This window comes from Pseudobutyrivibrio ruminis DSM 9787 (genome assembly GCF_900218035.1).
Classification (GTDB): domain Bacteria; phylum Bacillota; class Clostridia; order Lachnospirales; family Lachnospiraceae; genus Pseudobutyrivibrio; species Pseudobutyrivibrio ruminis.
On record NZ_OBMR01000017.1, the window covers coordinates 21,255 to 28,742 of the forward strand.

The following is a 7,488-nucleotide window of genomic DNA, read 5'->3' on the forward strand; positions in this document are numbered from 1 at the left end:
AGGAGGATGATTATGAAACGACTATACAGTAATGCAAGTAAGATACTTCTTGCAGTGGGATGCACTATTTTTGCATTTATTTGCGTTTTATCACTGGTGATATGCGCATTCTTCCAAAGCTGGAAGTTATATTCGAATGATAAAGATGCATTTTCAGATTTTGCTTATAGATACGCGGGCACTAGTTATGCCACTTTAGCTCTTTCTGATAATCAGGATGATTTTAATAAAGACAAGCTAGATGAAATGAATTGCTATTATGGAATCATCAAGGGGACAAATGCTGAAAACATTGATCTTGATGATGAATCTTTGTATTTATATAAAAATTTCACCACAAATGTTCCAGACAATGCCTATGTAGGAGATTACAGTATTAATCCAGATACAGAATTTGTGCTTAGTGATAATTTTCTGGACATATGGGGTGGCAATCAGATTATTGATGTAAATACTACTGAATGGAAAACTTATGATATCAATGGTATTGGTTATGATCCTATAAGTCAGAATATGTACGTATATAGCAGCGGCGAGTTTTACAAGCTTAGTGAGTCATGTTATGACATTTGTACAGTCACATATGCTGATGAAGAGTCAAAAGAAGATGCTTATTGGAACTCATCTGCAAATATTATTTACAGAAAAATTTGGGAAGCCAATAAACCGGATGTGGTAGATTATTATACTCCTTTAGAAGAGGGAGATAGTGATGAGACTACATATACAATAGAAGATGAGGATTCAGAAGGAACAGAAGAAACAACAGAAGAATATGTAGTTGATTATTTGCCGGCAGAACGTGCTCTGCCTAATGCTCCTGTAGAAAATACAGATGGTTTGTATATTGAAGATACTCAGTTTGCACCTATTACAGATAGTATAGAAGATTTTGCTATTAATATTTATGTGGACGGGTATGGAGAAGAAGCGCCAATGGGTGAATATATTGCTGACTTTTCTACTATACATAACACACTTTCAGAAATATATTATGAAGCATATTTAAAAACGGCTTCTACAGTTGAGGTTGCAACTTTAAATCCTGAAACAGAAAATTATGTTTTTGTATGCTTCCCTAAAGATGCATTTAATGGAGTAAATGATTTTTATGCACAGGCTAAATGGTTCATCGGATTTGCCGAGGATACAAAATACGTATTTCCGATAGTAGCAGTCATTTCATTCATACTATCAATTGTATGCTACATTTTGTATATGAGTGCCATTGGTCATAAAAAAGATTCCGATGAAATTAGCGTTAATTGGATTGGTAAGGTTTGGACTGATGTATTTTTCTGGTGCGCTATTATTACGGAATATATTATTTTTGCAATATCCTATTGGCTTGTAGAAACAATGAGAGATAGCAATTTATCTCTTGGAATGTCTATATTTATATTTGGAATAGTTACAGCAGCTATGATGACAGTAGGACTTTTATGGTCTGCAAATTTAGTGGTAAATGTAAAGCTACATCGATTCTTCAAGCATACATTTGCCTACAAAATTATCGTCTGGGGGAAGGGTCGGCTTGCTATCCTTCATCAGCAGTCAATAAAGATTCGTAAAAATATTAAATGGACTAGAAGAATTTGGTTTATCTTTATCGTAATTACGATAATTGAATATTTTGTAATTATGATGTCATATGATACTAGAGGAATTGCTCCATTCTGGGTGCTTGAAAAAATAGCTTTTGTCGTTGTGCTTCGCAAATTGCTATATAGCTATGCCAAAATAAAAGAGACAGCCACAGCGCTTGCAGAAGGAGATTTATCAGCCCAGGTTGATTTAAAGGGGATGCCACTGTTTTTAGAGGAGCATGCCGTTGCTATGAATCAAATTGGTGATGGTATCAATGTAGCTCTTGATGAGAGAACTAAAAGCGAGAGAATGAAGACCGAACTTATAACTAATGTCTCTCACGACATTAAGACTCCTCTTACATCCATCATCAACTACGTTGACTTGCTAAACAAAGAAAAAATTGATAATGAAAAGGCCAAGGAATATTTGGGAGTCCTTAGTCGCCAGTCAGCTCGTCTGAAAAAGCTAATAGAAGATTTAATAGAAGCATCCAAAGCATCTACAGGAAATATAAAGTTTGCCATGGAGAAAATTAATGCTGTTGTTCTTCTAAATCAGTCCATAGGTGAGTTTAGCGAAAGACTGGAATCTGGCAAGATTACAGTGGTAACAGATTTTCCAGCAGATGACATCTTCCTTATGGCGGACAATCGCTACCTTTGGAGAGTTTTTGATAACCTTATGTCTAACATCGTAAAATATGCGCAACCGGATACAAGAGCGTATATTGATTTGAAGAGAGTAGACGGCAAAGTCAGATTTAACTTTAGAAACACATCAAAAAATGAGTTAAACATTTCAGCAGATGAGCTTATGGAGCGTTTTGTTCGTGGTGACAAGTCTCGTTTCACAGACGGAAATGGCTTAGGTCTTTCCATAGCAAAGAGCTTAACAGAATCTATGGGAGGATCATTGACGCTTGAGATTGATGGAGATTTGTTTAAAGCAATAGTTGAATTTGACGAGCTTAAAACAGAAGAACAAAAATAATAAACTTAATCTATAAACTTGTGGCGAAACCTATCCGATATAAAAAATGGAGAATGAAAAAGGAGGGTTTTGATGAGTACGATTAATAATTCTTATGAGTATTATCAGAGTAGTCAAGGTCTGCTTTCAATGTTAAATAGCAAAAAAAGTGGAAATGCGCTTATCGACCAAATCATCTCAAACAATGATTTGAAATATCAGCAGAAGATGGAATCTATGGGGCTTTCATCTAGCACTTCCAACAGCAAATACAAAAATGTTGATAAGGCTGCTACAAATCTTTTGGATGCTCTTTCAAAGCTGGATGATAAGTCTTTATATGAGGCAGAGTCTGGAAAAGAATACGACAATGCTGAATTATTAAAAGGTGTTACTAATTTTGTAACAGCTTACAACAGCACTGTTACAAATCTGACTTCATGTGGTGGTACATTATACAACACATTCCAATCAGAGTTTTTGGAGGCTTACAAAGCGAAGGCAGAAGACTTTGCCAATATTGGAATTACGATGAGCAGCGATAACAAGCTTGTAATCGACCAGGAAAAGCTTTCGGCAGCAAAGCCAGAGGATATCAAGGCTCTTCTTGGTAGCACCTCTTCATACTACAAAAATATTGCCAGCACAGTTGATTCTATTGATACAATAGTTAACAAGGCATTGGCACTAAGCTCGGGAACTTATAATTCAAGCGGGTTAATGCTCTAAATATATAGTAAGGATATTTTTAAGGTTCATGGATGAAATGATACTCATTCATGAACCATTTTTATTTGTAAGGTATAGGAGAAGACTATGCAGATATCATTTGATTTAGGAAACATGAGTTTTCAAAATAATAGTATAGATGGCCAAACGGTATCAGCTCATTTGACGAATGTGGTTAGAAAATTACAGGAGGAAGCCTCTGATTCAAATAGCAAGGAAGATCCTAAGCTGATGGAAAAAATACAGGCAAAAATAAAAAGCGGGAAAAGGCTAACTAAAAAGGAAGAGTCATATTTAAAAGAGCACAATCCAGAACTCTATCTACAATATCTCAGAATTAGAAGAATGGCTGAAAATTTGGAGCATCAGCTGAAGACCGCTCAGTCTAAAGAAGAGGTTAATGACATTATTTTCTTTGCTTACAACAGTATTTCAGATAAAGACGAATATAAAACAGCTATAATTGCAGCCTTGGATGAAGTAGTAAGGGAATTCAAAAAGACAGATGCATATGCTAGTTTGCCTAACAATAATGATGAAATAGAAGAGGCAAGAAAAACTAATAGAAACAAAGGCGAGGGCTTGGAGGACGAGGATGAAAATGCTAGTATAGGAGAAGATGATTTTGATGTTATGGCATGGTCTCCTTTACAAGAAGTAATAGATTCTATGCCGACTCTGGATTTACAGTCTTAGCGGAGGATAATAATGACTAAAATACTTTTTGTTTGCCATGGTTCAATTTGTCGCTCGCCTATGGCCAAATATGTAATGCAGGATATGGTAGACAAACGCGGAATTGCAGAGGATTTCTATATCGACTGTGCAGCTATGACATACGAGGAAATAGGCAATCCAGTATATCCACCAGTTAGACAACTGCTTAATGAAAAAGGCATAGATTGCAGCGGCTATGGAGCTCGTCACATTAGAAAGGACGAGTATAGAGACTTTGATTATATAATTGGAATGGATGCAGAAAATATGCGTGACCTACGCTATGAATTTGGTGAAGACAGGGACAGCAAAATATACAGGCTTCTTGATTTTACCGATAGACCACGTGATATTGATGATCCTTGGTACACTCGAAAGTTTGACGTTTGTTATAGGGATGTATTGGCTGGTTGCGAAGGCCTTTTAATGCATCTAAATTATTAATATTGATAACAAGAAAAGCTCTTAGTCTTGCTGGCTAAGAGCTTTTAGTATATTTCTTTATAAATTCATCCATTGGAATTGGAGGCGAATAGTACATTCCTTGCAGATAATCGAATCCAATAGATTTCATGGTATCTTCTATTTCTTTCGTTTCTATTCCTTCGGCAGTAAGGCTATAGCCAGCTTTTTTGAATGCTTTTATCAGCATAGGTAAAAGGAAATCCGGATTATTACAGTAGTCCCATACAATACTCATATCAATTTTTACGTTAGAAAATGGCGAATGTTTAAGCCTGCTAATGTTTGAATAGCCTGTTCCATAATCATCAAGAGAAAACAGGAATCCTTTTTGACGAAGACTTTGAATTTGATTATTCATAATATCATCGTCAACGATTACCGCCTCTGTTATTTCAAGATGAATGTCTGAAGGGCGAAGATTATATTTCTCAATGAGATTGCTGAAATCCGATGATAAATCCTTTTTCATAAATTGTGCAGCAGATAGATTTACATTAATCCACTCTAATCCCAATGCACTCATGTCATTTTCGCTGATGAATTTACAGGTTTTCTCAAAAACCTGTTCACCCAGTTGATTTATTCGACCATTGCTTTCAGCAATTGGAATAAACTTGTTAGGAGATATTATCTCGCCTTTATCATCTCTAATTCTACATAGACTTTCGGCACCTACCAAAGTATTTGTCTGGGCATCCATAATAGGCTGCAAGAATACTTCAATTTTATTGTTTTCGATTGCTTTTTCAAGGGCCCTTTTGATGGCAGTATTGTCTTGTATTGCATCAAACATGTCTCGGCCCACAAGTATATGAGACTTGTCCGTACTATTGTTGGCCTTGCTCAGGGCGTTTACTAAAGTATTAATGACAATATCTGAATCATACATTTCATAGTCAGGGCTTACTTCAACAAATCTTGCCTCCAAATACAGTTCAACGTTGTCGGATAACCAAGGGGACTTGAAACGTTCTTCGATTTTTTTAATTACACCTGAAACATCGACGCTGGATTTTGTCATAATGACAAATCTGCCTGATCGATAATAGAATAGCTTTTCTTTTGGGAGAATTCGTCTTAGGTATAAACCGATGAGACGGATACCAACATCCATCTGCTTTGCACCATAGATTTCTACGGCCTCTTGATAATGTCTAATCACAAATGCAAATATAGTGTTATATTTTTGCCTAGTTGTATCTTGAAGAATGATTCGTAGTCCTTCGCTATTGAATAAACGCGTCCTTCTTTCTATAAAATACTCTGGATTCATAAAAAGAAGATTAATAGAGATTATTGTCATGACGCAGAAAGTATCCATCAGTAGATATCTAGGGAACATGATTCTAAATATTAAGCCAACGATGAGGATTAATAAATAGAAAAGAATACCGAAAAAATCCCTCTTAGCTTTAAGCCTGCTTTTAAAAATTACAGTAGCATGTATGCTGAGGAATAGATATATAGCGAAATTTAAAACAATAATATTATATAAAGATCCACGCTGATAACCTGTACTTCCTATAAAAAATACAGCTTTTGTAAATGGGGAAGACAGCGTTACTACCTCTGTAATAATCATAGGTAAGCGGCATAAAAATGTTCTAAATTGATTCTCTGTTGGATCCAACTCAAGAATGCTACAAGTGAACACAAAGAATGCGAATGCTCGTAAGATGAAGAAAATGAAGTAAAACATGTTGCTGGAAACAACTACGAATTTGGGCAAATCTTGATAGTTCTCACAGGCCCAGCTGGAGAATATATCAGATGTAATTACTGCAGTTTCAATTAATAAAAGGCTGACAAAGTTTTTGTTGACGCGGATAGGCAACCTTTGCAGCATAAAGTAATTGATTAGCAATATCGCCAATATTAAGATGCTAGGTATAGCGAAACTATAATCCCACATAAGCCCCTCATTCAAATAAAATCTATAGCTCTCCCTACAAATGATTGTATGCTATTATATCGTCTAATTCCAATGAACAATCTGTGACGGAATTAAGAATATGTTGCAATTAAGTAAATACCTTTTTATCATTTAAAGTAGACATGTTATCTATTAGTAGGATGATTATTGTTCTGTATATAAAAGTAGGAGGAAATAAATATGAAGATTGCAATGGCAAACGATCATGCAGGAACTCAAATGAAGGAGGAAATTAAAGCTTACTTATTAAGTCAGGGATATGAAGTAGAAGATTTTGGAACATACGATGATAACAGCTGTGATTTATCAGATTTTGTGTATCCGGCTTCATTAGCAGTAGCAAAAGGTGAATGCGACAGAGGAATATTCTGCGATGGTGTAGGTTATGGTAGTGCACTTATTGCAAACAAGATAAACGGATGCTATGCAGCAGTATGCCAGGATCCATTGTGTGCAACATTAGCTCGTCAGCATACAGATTCAAACATCCTTTGCCTTGGCGCAAAAATCATTGGTGGTTTGATGGCTATGGAAGTAGTTAAGACATGGCTTAATACTGAACCATTGATGGAAGAAAAGTATAGAAGAAGAGTACAGAAGGTTTGCGATATCAACGATAAGCATTGCGTGCCTGTAAAGTAAAGTTGAGGTGCAAGTAATGGGATTATAATTGGTATTGTGGGGTATTTACAAATATTGTACAAACAATTAGTGCAATTCAAACAAAAGGGCGCTTTTGGGGTGAATAGATTTACTTTAAAAAAATCATCAAAAAAGGCTTTACAAGTGATGATACAGGTGATATTATAATCGAGCACTGAGGGACAGCGAGTCACACAGAGCAAAACAAATAAACGAAGATTGATAACTGAACAGTGAAACAAACCTTGAATTAATACAGTTTTGTATAAAACATGTATCCTTGAAATTCATTTAAGTTTCTTAATGAAACGAAACCTTTATTAGTAAACAAGTCAGTTTTATACTGATTCGGAATTAAACTTTTTAACATGAGAGTTTGATCCTGGCTCAGGATGAACGCTGGCGGCGTGCTTAACACATGCAAGTCGAACGAAGCAACTTAT

The 7,488-nt window shown here is 35.6% G+C and carries 6 protein-coding genes and 1 rRNA gene; 6 read left to right on the forward strand and 1 reads right to left on the reverse strand.

Annotated features, from left to right (window positions below; genetic code table 11):
* Positions 1-12: 12 nt before the first annotated feature.
* From CRN97_RS14010 to CRN97_RS14025, 4 genes are all read left to right on the forward strand, one after another.
* A complete protein-coding gene (locus tag CRN97_RS14010; RefSeq protein ID WP_179670773.1) occupies positions 13-2,580 on the forward strand; it encodes an MFS domain-containing histidine kinase in 2,568 nt (855 codons plus the stop codon).
* A 72-nt stretch (positions 2,581-2,652) separates the two neighbouring features.
* On the forward strand, positions 2,653-3,288 hold the full coding sequence (locus CRN97_RS14015) for a hypothetical protein (RefSeq protein WP_097077313.1): 636 nt from the start codon (positions 2,653-2,655) through the stop codon (positions 3,286-3,288).
* 87 nt (positions 3,289-3,375) lie between these two features.
* Positions 3,376-3,984 (forward strand): hypothetical protein, encoded by a 609-nt coding sequence (locus tag CRN97_RS14020; protein WP_097077314.1) that lies wholly within the window; start codon positions 3,376-3,378, stop codon positions 3,982-3,984.
* Between the two features lie 12 nt (positions 3,985-3,996).
* Entirely contained in the window at positions 3,997-4,449 is a 453-nt protein-coding gene (locus tag CRN97_RS14025) for a low molecular weight protein-tyrosine-phosphatase (protein ID WP_097077315.1), read from the forward strand.
* Between the two features lie 34 nt (positions 4,450-4,483).
* On the opposite strand, the gene CRN97_RS14030 is transcribed toward CRN97_RS14025, so the two are convergent.
* A complete protein-coding gene (locus CRN97_RS14030; protein ID WP_179670774.1) occupies positions 4,484-6,316 on the reverse strand; it encodes an EAL domain-containing protein in 1,833 nt (610 codons plus the stop codon).
* Between the two features lie 267 nt (positions 6,317-6,583).
* Between CRN97_RS14030 and CRN97_RS14035 the strand changes: the two genes are divergently transcribed.
* Both CRN97_RS14035 and CRN97_RS14040 read left to right on the forward strand, forming a co-directional pair.
* Positions 6,584-7,045, forward strand: coding sequence for an RpiB/LacA/LacB family sugar-phosphate isomerase (locus CRN97_RS14035; protein WP_074792266.1), 462 nt, complete (start codon positions 6,584-6,586; stop codon positions 7,043-7,045).
* A 364-nt stretch (positions 7,046-7,409) separates the two neighbouring features.
* A 16S ribosomal RNA gene (locus CRN97_RS14040) occupies positions 7,410-7,488 on the forward strand; the annotation flags it as partial.